The sequence below is a fragment of the Nocardia flavorosea genome (genome assembly GCF_015477805.1).
Taxonomy (GTDB): domain Bacteria; phylum Actinomycetota; class Actinomycetes; order Mycobacteriales; family Mycobacteriaceae; genus Nocardia; species Nocardia flavorosea_A.
This window is the reverse complement of sequence record NZ_JADLQL010000002.1, coordinates 824,170-848,010: the sequence shown is the minus strand read 5'-3', so window position 1 is coordinate 848,010 and position 23,841 is coordinate 824,170. Positions and strand designations below refer to the sequence as shown.

Annotated in this window: 19 protein-coding genes; 11 read left to right on the top strand and 8 right to left on the bottom strand. The window is 67.5% G+C overall.

What is annotated here, in order from left to right:
- Positions 1 to 243: 243 nt before the first annotated feature.
- Together IU448_RS12840 and IU448_RS12835 are read right to left on the bottom strand one after the other, a co-directional pair.
- The gene (locus IU448_RS12840) at positions 244 to 2,052 is read right to left on the bottom strand and encodes a hydroxysqualene dehydroxylase (protein WP_195055758.1); all 1,809 of its coding nucleotides are present in this window, start codon (positions 2,050 to 2,052) and stop codon (positions 244 to 246) included.
- 93 nt (positions 2,053 to 2,145) lie between these two features.
- Positions 2,146 to 3,222 carry an EamA family transporter gene (locus IU448_RS12835; protein ID WP_195055757.1) on the bottom strand — a complete coding sequence of 359 codons (1,077 nt, stop codon included), beginning with the start codon at positions 3,220 to 3,222 and terminating at the stop codon, positions 2,146 to 2,148.
- Between the two features lie 92 nt (positions 3,223 to 3,314).
- Between IU448_RS12835 and IU448_RS12830 the strand changes: the two genes are divergently transcribed.
- Complete coding sequence (locus IU448_RS12830) at positions 3,315 to 4,235, top strand: LysR family transcriptional regulator (protein WP_195056283.1); 921 nt, start codon at positions 3,315 to 3,317, stop codon at positions 4,233 to 4,235.
- On the opposite strand, the gene IU448_RS29720 is transcribed toward IU448_RS12830, so the two are convergent.
- Positions 4,229 to 6,538 carry an AAA family ATPase gene (locus IU448_RS29720; protein ID WP_416382992.1) on the bottom strand — a complete coding sequence of 770 codons (2,310 nt, stop codon included), beginning with the start codon at positions 6,536 to 6,538 and terminating at the stop codon, positions 4,229 to 4,231. The genes IU448_RS12830 and IU448_RS29720 overlap by 7 nt on opposite strands.
- Before the next feature lie 164 nt (positions 6,539 to 6,702).
- Positions 6,703 to 8,502, bottom strand: coding sequence for a 2-isopropylmalate synthase (gene leuA / locus IU448_RS12820; RefSeq protein WP_195055756.1), 1,800 nt, complete (start codon positions 8,500 to 8,502; stop codon positions 6,703 to 6,705).
- Between the two features lie 455 nt (positions 8,503 to 8,957).
- Between leuA and IU448_RS12815 the strand changes: the two genes are divergently transcribed.
- The 3 genes from IU448_RS12815 to IU448_RS12805 all read left to right on the top strand — a co-directional run bounded on the left by IU448_RS12815 (position 8,958) and on the right by IU448_RS12805 (position 12,498).
- Positions 8,958 to 9,722 carry a sulfite exporter TauE/SafE family protein gene (locus tag IU448_RS12815; protein WP_195055755.1) on the top strand — a complete coding sequence of 255 codons (765 nt, stop codon included), beginning with the start codon at positions 8,958 to 8,960 and terminating at the stop codon, positions 9,720 to 9,722.
- 129 nt (positions 9,723 to 9,851) lie between these two features.
- On the top strand, positions 9,852 to 11,486 hold the full coding sequence (locus IU448_RS12810; RefSeq protein ID WP_195055754.1) for a GMC oxidoreductase: 1,635 nt from the start codon (positions 9,852 to 9,854) through the stop codon (positions 11,484 to 11,486).
- 181 nt (positions 11,487 to 11,667) lie between these two features.
- On the top strand, positions 11,668 to 12,498 hold the full coding sequence (locus IU448_RS12805; RefSeq protein WP_195055753.1) for an ion transporter: 831 nt from the start codon (positions 11,668 to 11,670) through the stop codon (positions 12,496 to 12,498).
- Here IU448_RS12805 and IU448_RS12800 read toward each other — a convergent pair.
- Positions 12,483 to 12,941 carry an SRPBCC family protein gene (locus IU448_RS12800; RefSeq protein ID WP_195055752.1) on the bottom strand — a complete coding sequence of 153 codons (459 nt, stop codon included), beginning with the start codon at positions 12,939 to 12,941 and terminating at the stop codon, positions 12,483 to 12,485. The two genes, IU448_RS12805 and IU448_RS12800, sit on opposite strands and share 16 nt — an antisense overlap.
- 167 nt (positions 12,942 to 13,108) lie before the next feature.
- Positions 13,109 to 13,294, bottom strand: a complete 186-nt coding sequence (locus IU448_RS12795) for a DUF1918 domain-containing protein (RefSeq protein ID WP_195055751.1) — start codon at positions 13,292 to 13,294, stop codon at positions 13,109 to 13,111.
- Between the two features lie 230 nt (positions 13,295 to 13,524).
- Here IU448_RS12795 and IU448_RS12790 point away from each other — a divergent pair, with 230 nt between their 5' ends.
- From IU448_RS12790 to IU448_RS12780, 3 genes are all read left to right on the top strand, one after another.
- Positions 13,525 to 14,109: a dihydrofolate reductase family protein gene (locus tag IU448_RS12790; protein ID WP_195056281.1), complete on the top strand. Its 585-nt coding sequence runs from the start codon at positions 13,525 to 13,527 to the stop codon at positions 14,107 to 14,109.
- A 178-nt stretch (positions 14,110 to 14,287) separates the two neighbouring features.
- The gene (locus tag IU448_RS12785) at positions 14,288 to 15,553 is read left to right on the top strand and encodes an aspartate kinase (protein WP_195055750.1); all 1,266 of its coding nucleotides are present in this window, start codon (positions 14,288 to 14,290) and stop codon (positions 15,551 to 15,553) included.
- A 3-nt stretch (positions 15,554 to 15,556) separates the two neighbouring features.
- Entirely contained in the window at positions 15,557 to 16,591 is a 1,035-nt protein-coding gene (locus tag IU448_RS12780) for an aspartate-semialdehyde dehydrogenase (RefSeq protein ID WP_195055749.1), read from the top strand.
- 49 nt (positions 16,592 to 16,640) lie between these two features.
- Here the strand turns inward: IU448_RS12780 and IU448_RS12775 are convergent, their stop codons facing one another.
- Together IU448_RS12775 and IU448_RS12770 are read right to left on the bottom strand one after the other, a co-directional pair.
- Positions 16,641 to 17,987 carry a serine hydrolase domain-containing protein gene (locus IU448_RS12775; RefSeq protein ID WP_195055748.1) on the bottom strand — a complete coding sequence of 449 codons (1,347 nt, stop codon included), beginning with the start codon at positions 17,985 to 17,987 and terminating at the stop codon, positions 16,641 to 16,643.
- A gap of 156 nt (positions 17,988 to 18,143) precedes the next feature.
- A complete protein-coding gene (locus IU448_RS12770; RefSeq protein WP_195055747.1) occupies positions 18,144 to 18,287 on the bottom strand; it encodes a hypothetical protein in 144 nt (47 codons plus the stop codon).
- Between the two features lie 136 nt (positions 18,288 to 18,423).
- On the opposite strand from IU448_RS12770, the gene IU448_RS12765 reads away from it, so the two are divergent.
- From IU448_RS12765 to IU448_RS12750, 4 genes are all read left to right on the top strand, one after another.
- Positions 18,424 to 18,840 (top strand): hypothetical protein, encoded by a 417-nt coding sequence (locus IU448_RS12765; protein WP_195055746.1) that lies wholly within the window; start codon positions 18,424 to 18,426, stop codon positions 18,838 to 18,840.
- Between the two features lie 1,168 nt (positions 18,841 to 20,008).
- Entirely contained in the window at positions 20,009 to 21,424 is a 1,416-nt protein-coding gene (locus IU448_RS12760) for a sensor histidine kinase (RefSeq protein WP_228813031.1), read from the top strand.
- Between the two features lie 3 nt (positions 21,425 to 21,427).
- Positions 21,428 to 22,090 carry a response regulator transcription factor gene (locus tag IU448_RS12755; protein ID WP_195055744.1) on the top strand — a complete coding sequence of 221 codons (663 nt, stop codon included), beginning with the start codon at positions 21,428 to 21,430 and terminating at the stop codon, positions 22,088 to 22,090.
- A 121-nt stretch (positions 22,091 to 22,211) separates the two neighbouring features.
- Complete coding sequence (locus IU448_RS12750) at positions 22,212 to 23,810, top strand: SLC13 family permease (RefSeq protein WP_324188580.1); 1,599 nt, start codon at positions 22,212 to 22,214, stop codon at positions 23,808 to 23,810.
- Positions 23,811 to 23,841 lie beyond the last annotated feature (31 nt).

Here is a 23,841-nt window from a genome sequence, read left to right as displayed (position 1 = left end):
GCGCCCGCGGGGAGCCGGTATCCGGCCGGGACGATCCGGTACGACCTGCCGTGACCTGCCTCGCGCCGTCTCGGCCCCGGGGATTCGAGCGCAGGGAGCCGAGTGCGCACGAAGCTGTCCGGATATCGCCGCGGACGCAGGTCCGGGCCGTTCGGCGCCGATCTGCCGGACCGCTGCGCCCCGCCACCGGATGTCCGGACTGCCTCCGTCGGCCGCGCGGCGGTAGCGAATGTAGCCGCTGATTCAGAACTGGATATCGAAGCGGTTCGAGCGCCCGGCGGCGTAGTCGGCGGCGTCGGCTTGCCGCAGCGGTTCGAGTTCGACGGCCCGGTAGAGGGTGTAGGTACGGCAGCGCGGCGCATCCGATCCGGTGGCGTCGAGCAGGGCGTTCACCGCCGCCCGGGCGGATTCGTTGGCGCCTTCCATGGTCGCCAGGTCGATATTCGTGCGCACGTAGTCGCCGGCCAGGAAAAGGTTCTCGATCCCGCCATGGGGTTCGGGGCGTGCGTCCCAGGAACCGGCGGTGTTGATCAGCAGCGGGTCGGCGTTGCTGTTCGTGCCGCGATCGGTGTGCCAGGTGACACCCGGGTCGAGGAACCAGGAATGCAGATCGGTATCGCGGAGCAGTTCTTCGCGATCGTTGAGGTGGGCGAGGATCTGCGCCCATGTTTCCTGCGCGATTTCCTCGTGGGTGCATTCCTTGGCGGTTTTGCCGAACAGGATCCCCGGAGTGTTCCAGTCGGAGATATCGACCGAGAGGCAGTCCTGGACCGTGCCGTCGCCGTATTCGGGCAGTTTGCGCGTCCACAGGGCATTCTGGGCGATCGAGGTGAGCGACCAGGGCGAGTCGATATAGGCGCTGTGACCGCTGCCGAGCGCGGCGCCGCGGCGCAGGTAGAACTGGATACCGGTCATCCAGTCGGTGTACAACCGGTTCATCTTCGCCAGCTCGGGCCAGGCGGTGAGGATATCGGCGTTCCAGAGGTCGCGGGCGCGTTCCGCGGGGAGTGCGACCACGAAATGGTCCGCTGTCACGGTCTCGGCGCCGCCGTCGGCGGTGCCGATCCGGGCACCGGTGATCCGCCGGCCGGCGATATCGAGTCCGCGGACCTCGGCGCCGACCTCGAACCGCACCCCCAGGTCCCGCAGCAGCGTGACCCAGGGGTCGATCCAGACGCTGTTGGTGGGGCCGTTGAGCACCCGGTCCAGGGCTCCGTCGAAGCCGATCTGCAGCGGGTTGCCGAGGAACTGCTCACCCATCGTGCCGATGGTCCGCACACTGGCCAGTTCGTCCTTGGCCGCGACCAGCAGGCTGGTCAGAGTGCGGGATACCAGCGCCCGGAATTCGTGTGACCGTTCGTGCCCGCCCACGAAATCGAGCCAGGAGGTCCGTTCCCACTGGCCCAGGCGGCGCGCATCGCAACTGGTGTTGAACACCAGCAGCCGGTTTGCGAAGAACAGCCCTTCCCGGGGCGGCATCTTCAGCATGGTGGAGATCACCGAGGCGAGGCTTTCCCGCATACCTTCCGCGGTCAGCGTGGAAAGATCCCCGAATTTCATCGGCGCGCGGATATCGTCGCCGCCGGCCCGGGAGAAGCGGGCGTCGGGGGACGCCACCAGGTTGTCCCATACGCCGTTCGGATTGGCGGCGAACGGGATCCGCCGCATGGTGTCGGGGACGTGCTGGTAGAAACCGGGAAAGAAGCGGAAGCCGTGTTCGCCCGGCAGATCGGGCCGCCCGCCGGTACCCGTTCCGGGTACGCCCATACTGCGGGCTTTTCCGCCCAGCGCCCGGCGTTCGTAGACGGTGACTTCGTACCCACGTTCGGCTAGCTCGTGTGCCGCGGTGAGGCCGGCGACCCCGCCGCCCAGCACCGCGACCCGGGTTTTCGCGGCGCCGGCCGACGCTACCGGTAGTGCGGCCGCGGCGGCGATCCCGGCGCCAGCGGCGGCCGCGCGGAGCACGGTGCGCCGGGAAAAGCGCCCGAAACCGGTGGTCCGCTGATCAGAAACCGTTGCGGTACCCCTGGCGGGCCACCGATGCTGTGCCATGTGTCCACTACTCGATCCGGATAGCTGTCACGATTGCGCCATACTCTAACGGGATCCGCTGTCCACGGCGCAGCGACGGCGCGGAAACCGGCGCTACCGGACCGCGGGCTCGGCGGGACGCCCGGTGTCCGTGGTGAGGATCGCCCCGGTCTCCCGGGCGGCATATCGGATCGCGAGGCCATCCGGTCGTGGTACGGCGCCGGCTCGATGCCCCGGTGGGGTCTCGTCGCGCGGTGCAGTGTCCACGAGGCCGGTTACGACTTCCGGGGCTTCCCGGCGCGAGGCGCTCGGTTTGCGGGCGCCGGCGGTGGCCGCGAACGCGCCGGCGATGACCACTGCGCCGCCGATCAGGCTCGCGACTGTGGGCGTCTCGCCCAGGAATATCCATGCCGTGGTGAACCCGACCACGGGGACCAGCAGTGACAGCGGCGCGACACTTCCGGCCGGGTACCGGCTCATCAGATAGGTCCACAGACCCGACCCGACCACTGTCGCCAGTACGGCCGTATAGCCCAGGGCAGCCAGCGCCGGCCAGCCGTCCGCGGTGAAGGTTTCCCGCAGGGCCTGTAGACCCGTCGTGGGGCCCTCCCAGACGGCGGATATCGCCAGCAGCGGCAGTACCGGCACCGTGGTGATCCACAGGGTCAGATGCAGTGGATTGCTCCCGGGTGCCTCGACACTCGCCTGACGCGCCCCGATATTGCCCAGCGCCCAGCCGAATCCGGCGGCCAGGGTGAGCAGCACGGGCAGCAGGGTGGCGTGCGCGAACTGATTCCAGCCGATCACCGCCATCCCCGCCACCGCGACCAGTAGCCCGGCAATCTGCACCGGCCGCAACCGTTCCCGCAGCAACAGCGCGCCCAGGACCACCGTGAACGGTGCCGAGGACTGCAGCACCAGGGAGGCGAGCCCGGTGGGCATCCCGATTCGCATCGCGGTGAACAGGAACGCGAATTGCAGGATGCCGAACCCGGTGCCGTAGAGCAGGATCCAGCGCCATCGCACCTGTGGCCGCGGGATGAGCAGTACGGCGGGTACGGCGATGACCGCGAAGCGCAGGGCGGCGAAGAAGAACGGGGGCAGGTGGTCGAGTCCTACGCGGATGGCCAGGAAGTTCACGCCCCACAGCAGGACGACGGTCGCGGCGAGGAGGCGGTCACGGGAGGTCACCGTTCAATCGTGGGATGTTTGATCAGTGAGCACAATCGAATTGTTGTGGATGAACGATTTAGAATTGCTTAATGGTGTCACCGGGGCCCAACTTGTCCGTGGAGCGGTTGCGTATCCTGCGGGAATTCGCCGATCGCGGCACGATCGGTGCCGCGGCCGCGGCCCTGTCGATGACACCGTCGGCGGTATCACAGCAATTGAAGGTGCTCACCCGCGAGGCGGGCGTCACCCTGCTGGAACCGAGCGGTCGCCGGGTACGGCTCACCGATGCAGGTCACGCCCTGGTTGTCCGCGCCGACGAGGTGCTGGCCGCACTCGACCGCGCGGTCGCCGAAATGGCCCACTACCGCGGCTCTCCCCGGGGGCAGGTCCGGGTGGCGGTGTTCCCGTCCGGTGGGGCACTGCTGCTACCGCATGTTCTTCCGGCCATGGCGGGCAGCGGGGTGGAGATCATCGCCGGTGATGAGGACGTACCCCCCACGGAGACACCACGACTGCTCGCCGATTACGACATCGTGCTGACCCACCGCGACGAACGTGCCGCCCCGGTCTCCGGCCCCCGGATCCACTCCCGGGTGCTCATGCGCGAGCCGATCGATGTGCTCGTACCACCCGGCCATCCACTGGCGGAAAAATCCGCGGTGACCCCCGCTGAACTGGCCGAAGAGGCATGGTTGAGCGTGCGTGGTGGTTTCCCGGTGGACGATGTCCTGCGGTCGATCGCCACCGTAACGGGAGTGGCGCCGCGAATCGTTCAGCGACTCAACGATTTCCGTATGATCGAAACCTTGGTCGCCGCCGGATACGGGGTGGCGCTCATGCCTCGCTACGTGGTGACCCACACCGGCCTGTCCCAGCTCCGGCTGTCCGGCGTCCGCGCCGCCCGGCTCTACGACCTGGTCACCCGGCCGCGCGCCGATACCCGCCCGGCCATCGCGGCCGTACTGGACTCCTTTGCGGCGGCGGCCCGCCTGGCGACCGCGGAACCCCTGCCCGCGGTGCCCGGTCAGTAACGGTTGCCGTACGGATATCCGTCCACATTGGCGAAATCGTCGGCGACCATCGCGGCCAATTCCAGCAACGCCAGCCGGGTCGGCTTGCTCACCAGTTCCAGGTCGATCTCCGCACCCTCGGCGAGATGATCGTCGAACGGAACCACCTGTACCGCGCGGGTGCGGTCCAGGAACAACCGGCGCAGATGGTCCAGGTTCACCGAGGTGGAACCGCGCCGGGAGGCGTTCACCACGACCACCGTCTGCCGCACCAGATGCGAATACCCGTGGTAGTCCAGCCAGTCCAGTGTGGCCGACGCGCTGCGTGCACCGTCGATGGCGGGTGAGGTCACCAGGACGAGCGAACTCGCCATATCGAGCACCCCGGACATCGCCGAATGCATCAGCCCGGTGCCGCAATCGGTGAGGATGATGTTGTAGAACGACTGCAGGATTCCGATTGCGCGCCGGTAGTCGGCCTCGCTGAACGCTTCGGAAACCGCCGGATCCTGCTCGCTGGCCAGTACTTCCAGCCGGCTCGGCGATTGCGAGGTATGCGCGCGCACATCCGAGTACCGGGTGATGTTCTGGTCTTCCAGCAGATTGCGCACCGTGGAACGGGTCTGCCGCGGCACCCGGTGGGCGAGCGTGCCCAGGTCGGGGTTGGCATCGATGGCGATCACCCGATCGCCGCGAAGCGAAGCGAAGGTGGCGCCCAGGCCGACCGTTGTGGTGGTTTTTCCGACGCCGCCCTTGAGCGAGAGGATCGCGATCCGGAAATCGCCGTGCACCGGCGCGTTCACCCGGCTCACCAGATCGCGGTGGACGATATCGGCGGCGGATTCGCCCGGGTTGATCACACCGCGGGAAACCTTGTGCACCGCCCGGCGCCAGCCGCCCCGGGGCGCTTTACGCGCACGCTTGAGCAGGTTCAGATCGTTGACCGAATGTCCCGGCTGGCCAGGTTCGGGCATATGCCGTGGCTGGAACTGGCCCTGCGGCGGTTGGCCCGGCTGCTGCTGTGGTGGTTGCTGTCCGCCTGGGGTTTGCTGTGCCGGGTTGGCACCCCAGCCCGGTGTCCCGAACTGTCCGGACGACGGATCGGCCGCCGGCGGCGGGGCATGCTGGAACTGCTGTTGAGGCGGCACGGTCGGCATCGGCGGCGGGGCCCAGCCGTAGACCGGGCCACCCGGCGTCTCCCCCTGCGGTCCGGGACCGGCGGGATCAGGGGAACCGCTCGGGGCGTAACCGCCCGCGCTCTGGTCGAATTGGTTGCCGCCGCCCGGCCCCGGCTCGCCCGCACCGGGAGCGGCATAGGGCGGCTGCGCCGGGGAAAGCTGTCCGGGATGAAGATTCGGGTCGGCTGTCGGGAACTGCCCGCTTCCGTGGGGACCAGCGCTTTCGGCTCCGGGGGCCGCGAACCCCGACTGCTGTGCGAACTGCCCGCTACTGTGCGGGTTGCCGGCCTCAGGTGCCTGGAAACCGGGTTGCGGTGGTTCGAAACCGCCGGGGCCCGGTGCCTGGTATCCGCCGGGGTGCGGTGGCTCGAAACCGCCCGGACCGGGTGCCTGGTATCCGCCGGGGTGCGGTGGCTCGAAACCACCGGGACCGGGGGCTTGGTACTGGTTGGGCTGATCGAACGGACCGCCGGTACCCGGTGCGAAGTTCGTGGCCTGGAACTGGCTGGGGTCCGGCGGTGCGAACTGGCCGCTCGGATATCCGGTGTCGGCGGGCGCGAACTGATTCGGATCGGGTTGCGGGAATTGGCCGCTGCCCGATGCTGGATTCGGCGGGGAGTAGGGGCCGGGATCAGGTTGGGCGAACTGGCCACTCGGGTAGCCGGTGTTCATGGGGGCGACCTGGTTCGGATCCGGTTGGGCGAACTGGCCGCTGCCGGGTGCGAAGGATTCGGCTCCGGGCGCGGTGAACTGGCCGCCGGTGCCCGGCGGCGCGAAAGAATCGATCGGCGCCGCACCGTTGCCGCCGGGTACCTGTCCGTCCGCGCCGGGTGGGGCGAACCCGTTCTCGCCGCCCCACGGGCCCGCGGCGGGATCGGCGGGCCACGGTGCGGGCGCACCGGCCTCGGGAGCCGGGTTCTGGGAGTGACCGGCGGTGGACGGTTCCGCGTCGCTTCCGGCTGCGGTCTCGTTCACCGCGGTGGTGGGGTTGTCGGTCTCGCCGGTAAGCGCATTCGTGTCGGTATCCGATTCCGAACCGTTCGCCGGATCGGTGGAGGTCTTCTCCGGCTCACCGCCGACGGCGGTATCCGCCGGTTGACTCGGGGGCCAGGGCTGGGAAGTCGGGTTGTGGTCGTCAGTAGTCACAGTTCCCCCATCTGCTCGGGTTTTTCGAGCAGAGAGCTCGGCGGCGTGGAGTCGGCACCAACGCTAGCAGGTGCGGAGCGTATCGCACGCCGGTGGATTCCCGACCGCGGCCGTCGTACCCACCGGTGGTGGGTACGACGGCCGCGAACGCGAAGAGCTCGGAGTTATTGCCTGGCGGCCCGGTTCACCGCCGAGACCACCGCGCGCAGCGAGGCGGTAGTGATCGAGGTGGCGATTCCGACACCCCAGACGATCCGGTCGCCGATCGCGCATTCCACGTAGGCCGCGGCTTGGGCATCGTCACCCGCCGACAGCGCGTGCTCGGAGTAGTCGAGCACCTCGACCTGGTAGCCGACCGTGGCGATGGCGTCGACGAAGGCCGCGAGCGGGCCGTTACCGCTACCGGAGATCTCCTGCTCGACACCGTCCACCTTGACCACTGCGGTGATGCTGTCGGTACCACCGTCGGTTTCCGAAGCGGTGACCTTCTGCCGCATCCGCTCCAAGGGGCGGATGGGGGTCAGGTACTCGTCGGCGAAGGCGTCCCACATCTCCTTCGGCGTGACCTCCCCGCCCTCACCGTCGGTGATCTGCTGGACGGCCTGGGAGAACTCGATCTGCAGCCGCCGCGGCAGCGACAGGCCGTGATCGGTTTTCATGATGTAGGCCACGCCGCCCTTACCCGACTGCGAGTTGACCCGGATAACGGCTTCGTAGGTACGGCCGACGTCCTTCGGGTCGATCGGCAGGTAGGGCACCTCCCACGACATATCGTCGATATCGGTTTCGGCGGCGTCTGCGGCCGCCTTCATCGCATCCAGGCCCTTGTTGATGGCGTCCTGATGGCTGCCGGAGAACGCGGTGTACACCAGATCGCCGCCGTACGGGTGGCGTTCGTGCACGGGCAGCTGGTTGCAGTACTCCACCGTCCGGCGGATCTCGTCGATATCGGAGAAGTTGATCTGCGGGTCCACACCTTGGGAGAACATATTCATCCCCAGCGTCACCAGGCAGACGTTGCCGGTGCGTTCGCCGTTACCGAACAGGCAGCCCTCGATCCGGTCGGCACCGGCCTGGTAGCCGAGTTCCGCGGCGGCCACGGCGGTACCCCGGTCATTGTGCGGATGCAGCGACAGCACGATCGAATCGCGCCGCGCCAGGTTGCGGTGCATCCATTCGATGGAGTCGGCGTAGACGTTCGGGGTCGCCATCTCCACGGTCGCGGGCAAGTTGATGATCAGCGGTTTGTCCGGGGTCGGCGCGATGATCTCGGAGACCGCGTCGCAGACCTCCTTCGCGTATTCCAGCTCGGTGCCGGTGTAGGACTCCGGGCTGTACTCGTAGCGCCAAGCCGTGTCCGGGTAGCGCTGCTCGATCTCCAGGCACAGCCGCGCGGCATCGGTGGCGATTTTGCGGACCGCGTCGCGATCGGCCCGGAACACCACCCGCCGCTGCAGGATGGAGGTCGAGTTGTAGAAGTGCACGATCACGTTCCCGGCGCCGGAGCAGGCCTCGAAGGTTCGCTCGATCAGTTCGGGACGGCACTGGGTGAGCACCTGAATGGTGACATCGTCGGGAATCGCGCCGTCTTCGATGATCTCGCGCACGAAATCGAAATCGGTCTGGCTGGCCGAGGGAAAACCGACCTCGATCTCCTTGTAACCCATCCGCACCAGCAGATCGAACATGCGGCGTTTGCGGGCTGGACTCATCGGGTCGATCAGCGCCTGGTTACCGTCGCGCAGGTCGACGGCGCACCAGGCGGGGGCGCGGTCGATCACCTTGTCCGGCCAGGTCCGGTCGGGCAAGGTGACGGGTTCGACTTCTTCGGCGAACGGCCGGTAGCGGAACACCGGCATGGACGAATTCTTCTGCTGGTTCCACGCGGGCTGGTCGGCGGGCGCGGGCTTGGCAGGCGCGGTGATGGTGCGCGTGCTCGATACGAAGGCGTCAGCGGGTGACATGCGATTTCTCCGTGGGTGAGATTGTTTCCCGAAATGGGTCGACCGGCGCGGCGGAACCCCGCGACGGGAAGCCGGTCCGATCAGACCCCGTCGCGGCGGCTGAGAAGAAGTGCCCGCTGCATGACTCGTTGGAGTCTACCCCTTGCTCCACCACCCCTGACAAGCCGGTGCGGCGGGTTGATATCTCACAACCTCCCAGGTGCCGAACCCGCCCGAGCCGAAATTACGGCCGCCGCCGGCCACGCGCGAGGCCGGGAAACGGCCCCGGGAGATGTCTCGCTCCCGCCGAAACGCGGCCGCCGGGTTCCCGGATTCTCGGAGTGAGGCAGCCGATGCCTCCGCATCGGTGCCGCGGCGGTCTGCGGGGTCGTCGCCAACGGCGGGAACGCGACAGCTAGCGTGCCTGAGGGCAGTGCGAGTGACCGGACTGTTCCGGCGAGGTCGAGAGGTCGAGCATGAGTTGGCTGGAAGTGCTGGCCGTTTTCGCCGCGGGTATCGCCGCGGGCGGGATCAACGCGGTGGTGGGATCCGGCACGTTGATCACTTTCCCGGTGCTGCTCGCCGTCGGCCTGCCGCCGGTGACGGCGAATGTTTCCAACACCGTCGGTCTGGTGCCCGGTTCGCTCAGCGGTGTGATCGGCTATCGCCGGGAACTGGCCGGCCAGCGGACCCGGCTGTTGCGATACGGCTCGGCGTCGCTGCTCGGTGCGGTGGTCGGCGCGGTACTGCTGCTCAACCTGCCCGAAGACGCGTTCGCCGCGATCGTTCCGGCGCTCATCATCGTTGCGCTGGTGCTGGTGGTACTGCAACCACGGCTTTCGGCGTGGGTCCGCGAACGTCAGCGCGATAAAGCGGCCGCGCCCGCGCACGGCGGCCCGGTCCTGCTGGCCGCGATCTTCGCCACCGGGATCTACGGCGGTTATTTCGGCGCCGCGCAGGGCGTGCTCCTGGTGGGTCTGCTCGGTGTCTTCGTGCAGGACGAACTCCAGCGCCTGAATGCGGTGAAGAACGTGCTGGCGCTGCTGGTGAACGCGCTGGCCGCGGCCGTTTTCATCGTGGTCGCCGAGATCGATTGGCGGGCGGTCGCGTTGATCGCGGCCGGTTCGATCATCGGGGGCCAATTGGGCGCGCGAGTGGGCCGGCGACTGTCGCCGAATGTATTGCGCGCGGTGATCGTGGTGGTGGGCACGATCGCGGTGGTTCGCCTGGTATTCGCCTGACCACCCTGTTGTACGTCTGACCAGTATGAATCCGGCTCGCGCTCACCGCCGTTCGCCGCTACCGCTGTTCAATGCCGGTGAATATCGGTACCATCCCTGCGCTTGTTGCGTTACGAAAGAGGTACCGGGGTGGATAGGCGATCCCTTTTCAAGGCCGCAGGGGTTGCTGCGCTCGTGGGGGCGGTGGGAACGGGCGTCGTGAAATCCGGCCCGGTGCTGCCGCGGGCCTCGGCACAGCCGATCTGGCACGAACTGTTCGCCCGCTGGGTTCCGGAGATCTTCGAGCCGATACCCGATGCGCCGCAGCATACCGAAGCCATTGTCATCGGCTCCGGCTTCGGCGCGGCCGTCACCGCGTTGCGGCTGGCGCAGGCCGGCGTCGGGACCACTGTGCTGGAACGTGGGTCACGCTGGCCCAACGACCCGTGGCGCGAGATCTTCACCGGCGACGATCTGCCCGACGGCCGCGGTTTCTGGCACGCCACCAGCTTCACCGGCGTCACCAAGGTGCCGATGCAGTTCGCCGATTTCGGCGGCGTACTGGACTGCACGTGCTACCCCGGTATCGATGTCTGGCGCGGGGCCGCGGTCGGCGGCGGATCGGTGGTTTTCACCGGCGCGATGATCGCCCCGGAACGCGGGCTCTTCGACCATGTCTTCGGCGGAGTGGTCGACTACGGGGAGCTGGAGCGCGTCTACTACCCGCGGGTCCGGTCCATGCTGCGGCTGGACACGATGCCGGCCGATATCTATCACTCGCCACCGTTCAGCCATTCGCGTGCGTGGGACGACCAGGTCCGCAAGGCCGGCTACCGGCCCGTCCCGAACGATTCGATCTTCACCTGGGATGTGCTGCGTGGCGAACTGAACGGTTCCACCCGCCCCTCGGCGACGGCGGGGCGCAGCAACCTCGGCAATTCCAACGGCGCCAAATTCGACCTCAATCAGAACTATCTGAAGGACGCTCAGGCCACCGGTAAGGCGCGGATCTTTCCGGGGCACCGGGTGGACGCGATCGCCGAAGAACCGGGCGGCCGGTTCGCGGTCACGGTATCCAAACTCCATCCCACCGGTGTGGTGATCGGCACCCGCACTCTCACCTGCGACAAGTTGTTCCTCGGTGCCGGTTCGATCGGGACCTCGGAACTGCTGGTCCGGGCCCGCGAGACCGGTGCGCTGCCGCGGCTGAACGAGCATATCGGCGACGGCTGGGGCACCAACGGCGATGTGGTGCTGGCCCGCGGCGCCAGTTCGGTCGCCGGGAACGGACAGGGTGTGCCCAGTGCCAGCCGGATCTTCGACGACAGCGGTACCGCGCTGACGCTGGAGAACTGGTACATCCCGGGCATCCCGTTCGAAACGGGAGCGCTGGCCTCGCTCGCCGTGGTCCTCGACCCCACCCGGGCCCGTTTCGGTTTCGACCGGGCCACCGGCGCGGTCGGGCTGTCCTGGCCGACCCGGGCGCAGGACGAGGTGACGGCGGCAGCACGCGCGGTGGATCAGCGGATCGCGGAGCGGGCCGGTGCGCTCGCCGAATACAGTGCGCTGGGGTACGACGCGAACGCCCTGTTCACCGCCCACCCGCTGGGCGGTGCGGTGCTCGGCAAGGCAACCGATTCGCACGGCCGCGTGCACGGTTACCGCGGTCTCTACGTAATGGACGGTGCAGCGATCCCCGGCAGTACGGCGACGGCGAACCCGTCGCTCACCATCACCGCGCTGGCCGAGCGCAATATCGAGGCGATCATTCGCGAAGGCCACTGAACACGCCGGAATCTGCGGGGTGCCGGGGACGGCCGGCACCGTCCGCGCTCCGCGGCCGTCGCCCCGAACGCTTGCGTATTCGGCGGCTGGAGCAGGTGGTGAGCGGGTAATACTTGACTACGATCTTTCGGCGTCGAAGGGAATGTAGGTGTCAACACCGTCGTCCACGGAGTCTGGGCCGATGGCCGTAGCCGCAGCGGCCGAGCCGGACGAATTCCCGCGGAAGCCGCCCGCCCTGTGGACCGATTTCGTCATGCTGGCGCTGGCCGTCGCATCCGTGGTGCTGGTGTGCTGGATCACCTTCTTCGAGGTGGATCCCGATACTTACCGCTACATCGTCATCGCGGACTACGCCATCTGCGGCGTTTTCGCGGTCGAGTTCCTGTGGCGCTGGCGGCGGGCCGGCTGGCCGTGGACCTATCCGTTCGTCTACTGGTACGAAGTTCTCGGCATGATCCCGGTGACCAGCCCGTTCTTCCGGGCGTTCCGGCTGCTGCGAATCGTGGTGATCCTCGTTCGCCTGGCCCGGGTGGCCGATCGGGTCTTCGGTGACCGGGTCACCGCGGCGGTGATCAACCATTCCGTGGGCACGATCGTGGAGGTCATCAAACGGCCGATGACCATCGCGATCATGGAGGAGGTCACCGCGGTACTGCGCACCGGTCACTACACCCGCAATATCGCCAACGCGTTGGAGGAGAATCGCGGCGAACTGGACGAGATGATCGTCGAGATGATCAAGAACGATCCGCAGACCGGGCGGGTGCGCTACATCCCGTTCCACGACGAGATCATCCGGTTGGTCGCCGATACCGTTTTCCGCATCCTGTTCCAGGTACTGGCCGATCCGCGCACCGATGAGCTCGTTTCGGACATGATCCGGGAGAACGTGGACCAGATCCGCGATTCGGTGCGCTCCGGGGTCAAGGTCGCGCCCTCGGCGTACGGCCCGACTCCGCACCACCTCACCGCCCGGTATCTCAACGGGCAGCGGGATCAGACGAGGTCGTAGGCTTCGGATTCGCCGAACTGTTCGGCGTAGTAGGTGAAATTCTCCACCAGCGTCTCGTAGGTCTTGCGGACCGTGCGTTTGGCCAGGAAGCCCGGTAGCGGGATCGGGGTGTGCTGTTCGACGCGCAGCAGCACCCGGCTACCGTCCGCGCCGCCGGTGACTTCGAAGGAGCCGCCGCCTCTGATCCCCCGGGTGCTGTCGGCGACCTCCCAGGACATCCGGTGGTCCGACCAGCTGAACTCCCACACCTGCATATCGGGCGTGTTCGAGATCTCGACCTGAACGAATACCCGCCGCGGGCGCCCGGCGTCGTCGCGGGTGGCGACCCTGGCATCGGTGAAATCGGGTGACCATTCGGCGAACATCTCGACTGCCATCAGTGCGTCCATTACCTGAGACGGCTCCGCTTGGACGTCGAAACTGATATCGGTCTTCGTACGCATATGGTCCCTCGCACCCCCGGTTATTACGAATAGGCCACGATTGTCGCCCGGTCGGCGCGTGATCGTCAACACGCCGCCCGCAGAGATTAAGGTGCCCCGCCCGTGGGGATGCGACCCGCGAATAACTGGGGGTGTTCACGGGGCTCGGTTCGCGGGGTGGGGTGGGCTCAGTGTGGACGCTCTACCGTGGCATCCGGCCCGGGGAAGACCAGGGACTCGTGGCCGTCGTCGAAACGCACGATATACGGCGGCGATCCCTGTGGGCCGCGTACTTCGACGATCTCCCCTTCGTGATCACTTTGCCCGACGGTGTGCCCGTGCACGTGCAAGCGGTCTCCGACGTTCGCCATCATGATTCCATTATTCGGCGACCGTGTCGGGAATCACAACCACGATTGGATTGCTATTGCCGGTCGCTGCCGAACGGTCCTCGGCGGTGAGCGCCGTGCGGGGGAGTCGCTCCGTAGTCGGCCGGATTTTCTATCGGGTTCCGCGGTTGCCGAGCTACCGGATTGACACCACTTCAATCGTAGTACTATGGTGATACCACTTCACTTATAGTGCTATGGATAGGCGGTACCTCATGCGAAAGCTGGTCTACTACGTGGGCGCATCCCTCGACGGCTATATAGCCGGCCCGGGCGGCGAGTTCGATTTCTATCCCGTCGCCGACGATATGGTGCAGTGGATCAATGCCCGTTACCCGGAAACACTCCCGCGCCACATCCGGGAACACGTCGGCCTGCCTGTCGATACGCCCAATCAGCGCTGGGACACCCTGGTCATGGGACGCGGAACCTACGATCCGGCCCTCGAGATCGGAATCGCCAGTCCCTACCCGCATATGAAGCAGTACGTCGTCTCGACGACGCTCGAGCGGATCGACGATCCCGAGATCGAACTCGTCCGTTCCGACCCGGTCGAACTGGTGCGGCGTCTCAAGCGGGAAGAAGGCCCGGAGGGCAAGGACATCTGGCTCGCCGGGGGCGGCAAACTCGCCGGCGCGCTGATCGACGAGATCGACGAGCTGATCGTCAAGAGCTATCCGGTATCGGCCGGGACCGGCATCCCGATCATCAGCGGGGCCTTCCGGCCGACATCGTTCATCCCCGTGCAGCGCAAGGAGTTCGGCAACGGGGCGCAGGTCACCTGGTTCGAACGCGGCTGAGACCCGCGACCGCGCAGGTCCGGGCGACCGCGCGTCGGACGGCTGCCCGCATCGGTAAACGTGACGTCACGCGGCTGTGTGTTATTCCACAGCCAGGGCGGATACTGCCGGAACAAGCCCGCCGGGCTCGGTACGCTTATGCACTGATCGCCTGTTCGCCGACATTGGAGGACCCCTCGTGGCACTCGTTGTCCAGAAGTACGGAGGATCCTCGGTCTCCTCGGCCGACCGGATCCGGCGCGTCGCCGAACGGATCGTCGAGACGAAGAAGCAAGGCCACGATGTGGTCGTGGTCTGCTCGGCCATGGGCGACACCACCGACGAACTGCTCGACCTGGCCGAACAGGTCGCTCCCGCGCCGCCCGCGCGGGAGATGGATATGTTGCTCACCTCCGGTGAACGCATCTCCAACGCACTGGTGGCCATGGCTATCCACACTCTCGGCGCCGAGGCGCGGTCGTTCACCGGCTCCCAGGCCGGCGTCATCACCACATCGGTGCACGGTAAGGCCAAGATCATCGACGTGACGCCCAGTCGCGTCCAGGAAGCTCTCGATGAGGGCACGATCGTGCTCGTCGCGGGTTTCCAGGGCGTCAGCCAGGACAGCAAGGACGTCACCACGCTGGGCCGTGGCGGTTCGGATACCACCGCCGTCGCGCTGGCGGCCGCGCTCGAGGCCGATGTCTGCGAGATCTACACCGACGTGGACGGAGTCTTCACCGCCGATCCGCGCATAGTCAACGATGCGCAGAAGCTCGAGCAGGTCTCCTACGAGGAGATGCTGGAGATGGCGGCCTGCGGGTCCAAAGTGCTGATGCTGCGCTGCGTCGAATACGCGCGCCGCTACAACGTGCCCGTGCATGTGCGCTCGTCCTATACCGACAAGCCGGGCACCTACGTATACGGATCGATGGAGGACATCCCCTTGGAACAAGCAATCCTCACGGGCGTCGCGCACGACCGCAGCGAGGCCAAGGTGACCGTGGTCGGGCTACCGGACGTTCCCGGATACGCCGCCAAGGTGTTCCGCGCGGTCGCCGATTCCGAGATCAACATCGATATGGTCCTGCAGAACATCTCCAAGGTGGAGACCGGTAAGACCGATATCACCTTCACCCTGCCCCGTTCCGACGGTCAGCGGGCGGTGGAGATGCTCGCCGGGCACCAGGAGGAGATCGGCTTCTCGCAGGTGCTCTACGACGATCACATCGGCAAGGTGTCGCTGGTCGGCGCAGGTATGAAGAGCCACCCCGGGGTCACCGCCACCTTCTGTGAGGCGCTGGCCGAGGCCGGTATCAATATCGACCTCATCTCGACCTCCGAGATCCGTATCTCGGTACTGGTCAAGGACACCGAACTCGACGACGCCGTGCAGGTGCTGCACCGCGCGTTCGATCTCGGCGGCGACGAGGTCGCCGTCGTACATGCCGGAACGGGGCGATAACCGATGGGTGTACGTGTTGGCGTTGTCGGCGCGACCGGGCAGGTCGGCGCCGTGATGCGCAAACTGCTGGAAGAACGCGATTTCCCCGCCGACGAGGTGCGGTTCTTCGCCTCCGCCCGTTCGGCCGGTAAGAAACTGCCGTGGCGCGATGGCGAGATCGTCGTGGAGGACACCGAAACCGCCGATCCGGCCGGCCTGGATATCGCCCTGTTCTCCGCCGGCGCGACCATGTCGCGCGTGCAGGCGCCGCGGTTCGCGGCGGCCGGGGTCACGGTGATCGACAACTCGTCGGCGTGGCGCAAGGATCCGGACGTCCCGCTGGTGGTGAGCGAGGTCAACCCGGAACAGACCCGCAATCTCACCAAGGGCATCATCGCCAATCCCAACTGCACCACGATGGCCGCGATGCCGGTGCTCAAACCGCTACACGACGCGGCCGGGTTGCAGCGGCTGATCGTGTCCAGCTATCAGGCGGTCTCGGGTAGTGGGCTGGCCGGTGTCGAGGAACTGGCTTCGCAGACCCGCGCGGTGATCGGCGACGCCGAGAAACTCACCCACGACGGCAGCGCCGTGGACTTCCCGGCCCCGAACAAGTATGTGGCGCCCATCGCGTTCAACGTGCTCGCGCTCGCGGGTTCGCTGGTGGACGACGGTTCCGGTGAGACCGACGAGGATCAGAAGCTGCGCAACGAGAGCCGCAAAATTCTCGGGCTGCCGGAGCTGCTGGTGAGCGGCACCTGTGTGCGGGTCCCGGTGTTCACCGGCCACTCGCTGTCGATCAACGCCGAATTCGCCGATCCGCTGTCGGTGCAGCGGGCTCAGGAGATCCTGGCGAAGGCGCCCGGTGTGCAGCTGGTCGATGTGCCGACACCGCTGGCCGCCGCGGGCAAGGACGAATCCCTGGTCGGCCGTATCCGTCAGGATCCCGGCGTGCCGGACGGGCGCGGTCTGGCGCTGTTCCTCTCCGGCGACAACCTGCGTAAGGGCGCCGCGCTCAACACCATCCAGATCGCGGAAGTCCTGCTCGCCGATCGGTGACGGATCTGCCTCCCCGGCGCGGCCGACGTGCCGGGGAGGGGAGTGCGGCTCAGTGGATTCCCGGGGTTCGGGGATCTGTTCCGAGGCAGGCCAGCAGCACGCAGTCCGGCGGCGCGTCGGTGAACGGGGTCGCCAGCGGTTCGTTCAGGCAGGCGAATACGTCGCAGCCCGGATAGGCCGAATCGCCGATCCCGAAGACCGCCAGCAGGATATCGGTGTCGATGTAGGCGTCAGGGTTCGCTTGTACCGGTGGTTCCGCGTAAGGACCCGGATCGGCGACCGGTGGTTGCTGGAACGCGGCCATCAATCGCCGGAAGAACTCGTGCGGCAATTCCTCGAAGTTCTGGATGATCCCGGCCGGACCGTACTTGCTGACATTGCCGAACACGCCGGTCCACACCACCACGAGGTCCAGACTCGGCACGACGAAAACGTTCTGCAATCCCATCCCGGACATCGCGTAGGTATCCGGTGGCAGGAACGACGGGTTCTCCGCGCAGGTCGCTCCGAGCCAGAACAGATAGCCGTAGCACGGGTTGGCCTGTGACGGTGTGGTCGCACGGGACAGATACTGCGCGGAGACGATCTGCCGCCCGCCCCAGTCGCCGTTGTTCGCCACCAGCAGCCCGAGCTTGGCCAGATCGTCCGGCGGGATCAGCAGATGCGCGTATCCGTAGGTGTGGCCGCTGCGGTCCCGGGCCCAGTACCAATCACTGCGTTCGATCCCCAACGGTGTGAACAGTTCTCGCTGCGCGAACTCCTGCAGCGGTTCGCCGACGGCCAGCTCCACCACGTAAGAGAGCAGGTCCACGGTGCGCTGGCTGTAGGTGAACACGGTGCCGGGCTCGTGATCCAGCGGTACGCCCAACGCCTGGACAGCGCTGTTGGGATCGATGGGGACAGCTCCGGTGATGCCCTCGGTCACCACGCCGGTGCGCATACCGGATGTTTCGGTGAGCAGGTTCTCGACCGTGATCGCGCGCCGCCGGGCATCACCCAGTCCCGGCGGCAAATAGCGGTCGATCGGGGCCGCGATATCCACCAGTCCGCGATCGGCGGCGATCCCGGTGAGCAGCGAGACCACACTCTTGGTCACGCTCCACACATTCCACGGGATGTGCCCGGTCCGGTCGTTGGCAGGCCCCTCACCCACCAGGCAGTTGTGCCGGAATACCTGCACATTCAAGCGATTCCGGCTGCCGGCGAAGGTCAATGCGTCCGCCAGCCGCTGCGCGTCCAGGCCCACCTGTTGCGGTTGCGCCCGCTCCGGTTGCCGGCCGGAACTCACCGCGCATTCGACCTGCGCCGGCGCGGCGTATGCCTGAGCCGCGAAAACGTGTCCCACCACCAGTGTTACCGCCGCGACCCCCGCCAGGAGCCCACCGAAACGCGCCATGCGCACACACTATCGCCGCGTTGCCGGCAGTGCCGGTATCGCCGGGCGGGCACCGGCCGCGGAAATGTGGCGCCCCTGATCGGTCTCGGGACCGGTCAGGGGCGCCCCACCCTTCGGCACTCGTACCGTGCCGTCACGATGCCGGTGCGGGCGCGGCTACAGGAGGCCGAACCAATAGACCACACAGGCCAGCGCCCAGAGGACCAACGTATCCATCGACACTCCCACTCTTGTCGTAGCGGATGCCTCCATGATGCCCCAGATACCCGGCCGGCGGGACACCCGCACAACCCGTGCCACGACCTTGATTGCACTGTGACGGATCGTGTTCCCAGCGTTATAAGTTCACGTTAAGGGTGCGCCAAGTACGGGGTCGCATTGTTGAGTCATGCCGGAGAGCACACCGGCACTCACACCGCGAACAGGAACCCCGAAGATGATCACCCAGCTGTCCACCGCACTCGCCCTCGCAGGCCAGGCCACCTGCACCCATTCGGGCGACGAGATCGTGATCGAAATCGACGCGCCCGTCGTCTACGCGCAGCCCGGCTACCGGCCCGGGGAACAGCAGCAGATCCGGTACCGCACGATGATCGTCGACTCTGCCCAGGGCGCCCTGGCCGGCGCGGGCGAATGGGAGACGGGCCGGGCCGGTGATACCGAGCCCGCCGAGATGGACGGCACCGAAACGGACGTCCTGCGCAACGACCCGAATGCCTACCTGGTGGCCCAGGAGGTGCAATGGCTGGCGCCGGACGGGGAGAACCCGGTGGCGAGCACCGAACTGTACGCGACCGGATACCTGATCAAGGACGGTCGCACCGAGCTCGGCGTTTTCGACTCCTGCCAGTAGTCGCGACGCCGTTGAAGGAGGGGGCGGGATGCGAACCGGTGCCTGGGGAGGACCCGGTACGCATCCCGGAAAGTACGGATCCGGGGGAAACGTGGGGGATCCGCGGGGGTGTGGTGGTCCGGTGACCGGGGAGGGGATCCGGCACCACCACGGGGGAACGGGGCCGGTCGGCGCGGCGGGGGAGCCGGTCGACCGGGTGGGCCGGTCTGTCTCGCGGGGTGGCAGACCGGCCCACGGGCAGGGCGTCGTCGATCGGACCGGTCTCGCGGGGTGACCGGTCCGGTCGGCAGCCGTCGCACCGTACGGCTCTTCCGGCGGCTCAGTGCCGGACCGGGCGAACAGTCCGCCGGTCCGGCACCGCGAAAGGTAACCGTTCGAGAATCGGTACGGCAGCGCCCACGAACAACGGCCGGCCGGACGAGACAGTGTCGAATCGTCCGGCCGGCCGCTTCGCGTCCGTGATGAAGAAATCCTCATCTGCGCCTCACGGCGGGGTCATCAGGGTTGGGCATAGTGGCTGTTATGTCCGGTTCTCGTTCTTTCGCCGCCGCTCTTGTGCTTGCGGGCGCCGCCGCCGTGGTGCTGGTGAGCTTTGCCCTGACCCGTTCACCGGAGCCGGATCTGGATCCGTCCTCGGTTTCGGTGAGTGTGGCGCCGGACGGGCCGGAGTCGCCGGACGCCGGATCGGATCCGAAGCAACAGAACTCTGATGCGCCGGATGACGCGGTACCGACGGCGGGGCCGAGCTCGGCCGGTGATCCGCCGGCGCCGGGCGGCACTGTGCCCGTGCCCGTGTCCCCGGGCCCAGCGCCTGGTCCTGCAGCACCTGGCCCAGCCGTGCTTGCTCCGGGCGTTCCTGCCCCGGAGGCTGCGACTCCTGCACCGGCCCCCGCCCCGGCGGCTCCGGCACCCGCGCCGCAACAGGGCGATGACGATGCCGACGACGGATTCGACGACGACGCGGACGACCAGCCGGACACGGACGGGCCGTCCGACGACGATGATTGATCTCGACCCCGCGCGTCCCGCCGACACCACGGAGCCGACCCTGCGGCAACCAACACCCGAGCCCATCACCGCCGCCGACCGCCCGGCAGCCGCCGGCCCGCGGATCCTCCGTCGGCGTGGCTCCCGGTTGCCGGCCCGATGGAAGATCACCGCCTGGATCATGCTCACGACCTTCCTGTTGCTGGTCGTGGTGCTGGTGACCGCCCGCAATCTGCTACTGCGCGATGTGAACACCCGGGCGAACGCCGATATCGCTCAGGAAGCCGACGAATTCCGGACCTTCGCCGCCGAGGGGGTGGATCCGACCACCACGCAACCGTTCACATCGGTGGAAAGGCTGCTGGAGACCTATCTGCTGCGTCAGTCGCCGATCGAGGGCGAGGTGATGGTGGGGATCGTGGACGGCAGACAGCTCGGCGGTATCCGGGGTAATCTGCCCGCGCCCGTAGCCGGTGATCCGGGCCTGTTCACCGCGACCGCGGCGACGGAACGAACCTCCGGGGTCGTCGACTCCCCGGCCGGTGAGATGCGGTGGGGCCGGGTCGACGTCGAATCCGCGGCCGACCGGGGATCGTTCGTGGTGGCCGCGTTCACCGAAATCGGCCGCGCGGGTGTCGACCGGACCATGCGCACCATCGCCGCGGTCTCGCTGGCCGGGCTGGCCCTGACCACCGGGGTCGCCTATCTGGTGGCCGGCCGCATCCTGCTGCCGGTACGCACCGTGCGGGCAGTGGCCGCCGATATCGGCGAAACGGACCTCACCGCCCGCGTTCCGGTGGAGGGACGCGACGATATCGCGGCGCTGGCGGAAACCTTCAACGATATGCTCGACCGCCTCGAACACGCCTATACGACCCAGCGGCAGTTCGTCGACGATGCGGGTCACGAACTGCGTACCCCGATCACGGTGGTCCGGGGGCATCTCGAACTGCTCTCCGAGGATCCGGAGGAACGGCGCCGCACCCTGGCCCTCGTCGATTCGGAACTGAACCGGATGGGGCGGCTGGTCTCCGATCTGCTGATGCTGGCCAAGGCCGAACAGCCGGATTTCGTGGTCCGCCGTCCGGTCGATATCGCGCAGACCATGCTGGATATCGAATCCAAGGTGCAACCACTCGGGGAGCGACGCTGGCATCTGATGGAAGTGGCCGAGGGGACCGCGTGGATCGATGCGCAGCGGGTCACCCAGGCGATGTTGCAGCTCGCGGCCAACGCTGTCGCGCATTCGGCGGACGGGACCACTGTGCAGCTGGGATCCCGGCTCACCGGTGCCGAACCGGAGCGCACTCTGTCGGTGTGGATCTCCGATCAGGGGCCGGGGGTTGCGCCGGAGGATGCGCCGGTGATCTTCGAGCGGTTCCGGCGGGGCCGGCCGGCCGATAGTTCCGGGGCGGACCGGCGGTCCGGCGCGGGGCTCGGCCTGGCCATCGTACGGGCGATCGCCGACGCACACCACGGGTCGGCCTGGGTACGCAGCGTGCCCGGTGACGGCGCCACCTTCGGTCTCGATCTGCCGGCCGACCCGGCATATCCCGCACACCGTGACAACGCCGAACCGAACGAACGCAAGGGGTAGCAGATGAGCCGGATCCTGATCGCCGAGGACGATGTGCACATCGTGTCGTTCGTCGGCAAAGGTCTGCGGGCCGCCGGATACACCACCGAGCAGGTCAGCGACGGCGAAACCGCGTTGCTGATGGCCCGTTCCGGTGCCTTCGACATGGTGATCCTCGATATCGGGTTGCCTTCGATGGACGGGTTCACCGTGCTGCGCCGGCTGCGCGGGGAGGGGGTGCGGACCCCGGTCGTGGTGCTCACCGCCCGCGACAGCGTCGACGACACGGTCGCGGGGCTGGAAGGCGGCGCGAACGACTACATGACCAAACCGTTCCAGTTCGCCGAACTTCTCGCCAGGGTCCGGCTGCGCCTCCAGGACGATACGGCCGCGGGCGCACCGTCGGCTGCCCTGTCGTACAACGGTCTCGGCCTCGACCTGCGCTCCCGGCGGGTACATGTCGACGGCCGGACCGTTGACCTCACAGCCCGGGAATTCGGCCTGCTCGAGGTGTTCCTGCGGCATCCCGACCAGGTGCTGAGCCGCGAGCAGATCCTCGGCCAGGTCTGGGGCTACGATTTCGACCCCGCATCCAACGTGGTCGATGTCTATGTGCGGGCGCTGCGGGGCAAGATCGGCGCCCAGCGCCTGCAGACAGTACGCGGGATGGGATACCGGCTCTCGTGACAGCGGAACACAATGCGCAGGCCCGGCCGCCCGGGGGCGGGGCAGCGCCTTGCCGGACAAGGCGGTACGTCGCGCGGCATTCCCGCTGCCGCGCGGGCGCGCAAGAATGCCTGTGGCGGCCGTGCAGGACACCGATGTTTTCCGGCGGTGGCCGGTGAAGCAGGACCCCATCGAGACACCGCGCAAGGACACGGCAGCAATCCCGGTTGTTTCCGGCCGGGAAGCCGGGAAAGCGACCGAATTCCGGACCGTACCGCGCCGACGCCCGGTGGCCGGTCCGGCCGGACGCGAGCCGGCCCGGGCGCCCATGCTGGCCGCGGCCGCGGGAATCCTCGTATGCCTGGGTTTTCTCGCCGCGGCGGCAGCCGGTGACCTCGGCCACGAAGCGCTGATCACGCTCGTAGTGTTCGTCGCCGCGATCTGGATGTGGATTTTCGCACCGGTCCCCGACACCTATATCGCACTCGGCGCGGCAGTGGCCCTCGTCGTCACCGGTCCGATCGATACCGAGACGTTCACCGGAACCCTCGGTGATTCGGTGATCTGGCTGCTGGTGGGATCGTTCGTGATCGCCGCGGCGGTCACCGCAACGGGATTGTCGGCACGGATCGCCGCGCGGGTTCTCACTTTCGCCCGGACTCCGCGGCAACTGATGCATCTGCTCACCGCTGTCCTGCTGGTGACGACTTTCGCGATTCCGGCGACCTCCGGCCGGGCCGCGCTGGCCCTCCCGGTCTTCCTCGCCCTCGCCGCGGTACTGCGGCACCGGCCCCAACTGGTGCTGGCGCTCGCGGTGGGAATCCCCTCGGTCATCTTGTTCTCCGCGGTGGGTTCGCTGCTCGGCGCGGGCGCACATCTGATCACCAGCGAGATCGTCGCGGCGGCCACCGGAACGGGCTACCACTTCGCGCAATGGCTGATCCTCGGTCTTCCGCTCGCGGTGGTGTGGTCGCATTTGGCCGCGGAGATCGCGCTCACATTGTTCGCCGACCGTACCGAGCGCCGAACACCGCTCACCGTGCCCGCGAGCGCCTTCGCCGAAGCAGCGGGGTCGGATGTGCGGGGCCCGCTGTCCGCACCCCAGCGCCGGGTGCTCGGCATCCTCGCGGTCGTAGTGGTGTTGTGGTGCACCGAGGGACTGCACGGTGTGGACCCGGCGATCGTCGCGGTGCTCGGCGCCCTGCTCGCCACCGCACCGAAGATCGGCGCAACCACGCTGCCGGCGGCCGCGAAGACCATTCCATGGACGTTGTTGTTGTTCATGGCCGCCACCCTCTGCCTGGGTATCGCACTCACCACCAGCGGCGCATCCGCGTGGCTCGCCGGACTCGTCTTCGGCCCGGTGCGTTCACTGGGATCCGCGGCCGGCGCGGTTTTCCTGGTGCTGACCGTGGTCGTATCCCTGTCGGCGCATCTGATGATCCAATCCCGTTCGGCTCGTTCGGCCGTGCTCGTGCCGATCATCGTCGCCACCGCCCCGGCGGTCGGCGTGGATGCCGCGACCGCGGCCTTCGTCTCGACAGCGGCGGCCGGTTTCTGCCACACCATGACCAGTTCGGCGAAACCGATGGCGGTTTTCGCCGCATCCGACACCGTTGCGGGGTTCCGGCCCGAACATCTGCTGCGTTACTCCGCCGTCCTCGCCCCGTTGTCGGTGGCACTACTTCTCGCGTTCGCGGTCTGGATATGGCCGCAGCTGGGACTCGGCCTCACCCCCTGACCCGAGTGGCAGGCTCTCTCGAAAGGCACCA

What these genes read in the sequence shown, in the direction of transcription:
- IU448_RS12840 (WP_195055758.1), bottom strand. Translation starts at nt 2,052, where the DNA reads ATGGCACAGCATCGGTGGCCCGCCAGGGGTACCGCAACGGTTTCTGAT.
- leuA (WP_195055756.1), bottom strand. Translation starts at nt 8,502, where the DNA reads ATGTCACCCGCTGACGCCTTCGTATCGAGCACGCGCACCATCACCGCG.
- IU448_RS12815 (WP_195055755.1), top strand. Translation starts at nt 8,958, where the DNA reads ATGAGTTGGCTGGAAGTGCTGGCCGTTTTCGCCGCGGGTATCGCCGCG.
- IU448_RS12805 (WP_195055753.1), top strand. Translation starts at nt 11,668, where the DNA reads ATGGCCGTAGCCGCAGCGGCCGAGCCGGACGAATTCCCGCGGAAGCCG.
- IU448_RS12800 (WP_195055752.1), bottom strand. Translation starts at nt 12,941, where the DNA reads ATGCGTACGAAGACCGATATCAGTTTCGACGTCCAAGCGGAGCCGTCT.
- IU448_RS12795 (WP_195055751.1), bottom strand. Translation starts at nt 13,294, where the DNA reads ATGATGGCGAACGTCGGAGACCGCTTGCACGTGCACGGGCACACCGTC.
- IU448_RS12790 (WP_195056281.1), top strand. Translation starts at nt 13,525, where the DNA reads ATGCGAAAGCTGGTCTACTACGTGGGCGCATCCCTCGACGGCTATATA.
- IU448_RS12780 (WP_195055749.1), top strand. Translation starts at nt 15,557, where the DNA reads ATGGGTGTACGTGTTGGCGTTGTCGGCGCGACCGGGCAGGTCGGCGCC.
- IU448_RS12775 (WP_195055748.1), bottom strand. Translation starts at nt 17,987, where the DNA reads ATGGCGCGTTTCGGTGGGCTCCTGGCGGGGGTCGCGGCGGTAACACTG.
- IU448_RS12765 (WP_195055746.1), top strand. Translation starts at nt 18,424, where the DNA reads ATGATCACCCAGCTGTCCACCGCACTCGCCCTCGCAGGCCAGGCCACC.
- IU448_RS12760 (WP_228813031.1), top strand. Translation starts at nt 20,009, where the DNA reads ATGCTCACGACCTTCCTGTTGCTGGTCGTGGTGCTGGTGACCGCCCGC.
- IU448_RS12755 (WP_195055744.1), top strand. Translation starts at nt 21,428, where the DNA reads ATGAGCCGGATCCTGATCGCCGAGGACGATGTGCACATCGTGTCGTTC.